The sequence below is a fragment of the Treponema endosymbiont of Eucomonympha sp. genome, assembly GCF_001028545.1.
Map to the genome: position 1 here is coordinate 1 of NZ_BBPW01000116.1, position 2,288 is coordinate 2,288.

At 62.2% G+C, this 2,288-nt stretch carries 3 protein-coding genes and 1 pseudogene; all 4 read left to right on the forward strand.

The window, feature by feature from the left end:
• A partial coding sequence (locus AWU74_RS05080) for a transposase (RefSeq protein WP_162481498.1) occupies positions 1–242 on the forward strand: 242 nt, incomplete at its 5' end.
• Between the two features lie 261 nt (positions 243–503).
• Positions 504–704, forward strand: a pseudogene (locus AWU74_RS10405) (lysine--tRNA ligase); the annotation flags it as partial.
• A gap of 156 nt (positions 705–860) precedes the next feature.
• Entirely contained in the window at positions 861–1,619 is a 759-nt protein-coding gene (locus AWU74_RS05090) for a hypothetical protein (protein ID WP_062328279.1), read from the forward strand.
• A gap of 61 nt (positions 1,620–1,680) precedes the next feature.
• Positions 1,681–2,166 carry a hypothetical protein gene (locus tag AWU74_RS05095; RefSeq protein WP_162504852.1) on the forward strand — a complete coding sequence of 162 codons (486 nt, stop codon included), beginning with the start codon at positions 1,681–1,683 and terminating at the stop codon, positions 2,164–2,166.
• The last annotated feature ends 122 nt before the right edge of the window (positions 2,167–2,288 follow it).

The following is a 2,288-nucleotide window of genomic DNA, read 5'->3' on the forward strand; positions in this document are numbered from 1 at the left end:
AACTGCTCGATATGCTTAAGGAAGCGGATATAACAGCCGTCATCCCTCCGGTTAAAAGCCGGAAAGAGCAGAGAGCGTACAGTCATGAACTGTATCGGGCGCGGCACGTCATTGAAAACGTCTTCCGCGCCCTCAAGCGCTGGCGCGGAATTGCCACGCGCTACGCAAAGCTCACCGCTTCCTTCATCGCCGCCATTCATGTCAGGTGTTTATTCCTCTACCTTCCAGTCCACACTACCTAGACAGTGTCTCTCTCCCGCCCTAGACAGAGCCTCTGTTCTGCGTGCGCGTCATGACGGCTTTCGGCAGTCCCGGTAAGGGGAACGCGAGAGCCTCTGCGCCTTCGCCCACAGGTGAAAGCATAGAGGCAAAGCCTATATGCCGCGAGTTTGCCTTGCAAACTCGATAGCAACGCCTTCGGCGTTGCGGCAGTTTCCTCAAGAAACTCGCGGCACAGGGAGTTCCTCTTGCGGGGAACTTCCTGTGCCCGTATACTGACCCCCATGACTGACGCGAATCAGGCGGCGCGCAAGGCGCTCCACTGGGCGGACTCGTGGGCGGACGCCATAATCCGCGAGCGCGGCGACCTCGACGCATACACCTACTCGGCGGGAATCACGCCGTCGGGCACCGTGCATATCGGCAACTTCCGCGAAATCATATCCGTAGACCTCGTCGTGCGCGCCCTCCGCGACCGCGGCAAAAAGACGCACTGTCCCCCGCTGTGCCTGCGGCGAGCGTCAGTCCGGCGTTCCCTGCGGAAGCGGGATTCCGCAGGAAAGCCGCAAGTGTTCTGCGAAAAATGCCGATACCCATAGCAAACGAAGGCAGTCCGTATAGGACGGCAGGGAGCGACAGAAATGGCATTTGAGGCAAGCGGCAGCGACCGGGCGCAGGATTGCGGCACTGCGAAAATCGACCCGTGCGGCGTGTGGATAAAGCCGCCGGTTCCGCGCAGACTCAAACCGGCGGGCGCCGACCCGTTTCAGGCGCTTGCCCGCCGAATTACGGCGGATATAGCCGTTCTACGGCAAGAAATCGCTGACATGAGGCGCGAGGTCGAGACTCTGAAAGAGCGACAGGGAGCGCCCGCCGCCGCGCCGGAAAGCAGGGTTACCGGCGGCTTCCCTAAGACGGCGGCTTCCGCGCTTCTGGACGGGGACGGGCTTGTCCCCCTCGCGGAGGCGAGCGCCGATACGCTCAAGCGGCTCGACGCCTTATCCTCGGAACTCGAAGAGACGCTGAGCGACTTCACGGAGGCGGAGAAAGCGGCGCTTGGTCTGCCTGTCGAAACCCATCTGCCCCAGACGGGCACGGCGAAAGGACGTGCGCCTGCCGAAAGCGGACTTGAGCCGCTCGACGAGGCGGAACCCATAACCGTTTCCCAGTTGCTCCGCGCCGCCGACGGCGCGGCGAATCAGCCGGAAGCGCCGGCCGCACTGCCGTGGAACGGAACCGAAGCGTCTATGCCGGAAACACTGCGGCGGGATGTCGCCTCTGTGCTGGCATATATGGACGAGCTGCTTGAAAGCCTCCCCGAAGCGAAGATAGCGGAGTTCGCCCGGTCCGAGCAATTCACCCTATACAAAAGAGTCTTCAAGGAACTGGGCATAGCCTGACGGGGCTGCGCGCCGCGGAAACTTGCGCATGCTGCCTTGGAACGCTATACTGACGCGCACCATGACTCAGCGAACCGTGCGGCTCATCTCGGCGTCTATAGGGCTTCTGTTTATCGCTGCGGGCGGCATATGCGCCGGGCAGCTCGCGCATTTCCGGCGGCAGGGCGCGGCGGAAATGCAGCGCGCGCTCGGCGTATTGGTGCGCGACGCGGCGGCGCTCTATTCGCGGGGGGCGGACGCGGAGGAGATACGCGCCGCCGCCGAGCGCGCCTTTGCCGAACAGCCCGGTCTTGCGGCGTTCACCGTGCGGCTCGACGGCAGACTGGCATACGCGATGTCGGTCTCTCCGCGTTTTCTTGCGCCCGATACGGACAATACCCAGACGGTACGGACATTTTCGCCGCTGCTGCACAAAGCGGCAAGCGTTGCGTTTACGACGGAGCGCGGGCAAAGCGGCGTGCTGACCGTAGCGTTTTACGTGCTGCAGCCGGAGGACATATTCCGCGCCCTTTCCGTCTCATTTGTGCTCATATTCGCCGCAACGTAACAGTAGTCGCGCTGGGAATCGGGGCAGCTCTCTATTCCTGCGGCAGCCCGACAAGTTCTCCAAGCGGGGACGCTAATGTAGGCGGGGCTGCTCGAAATTCATACTATAACCATATTTGGCTA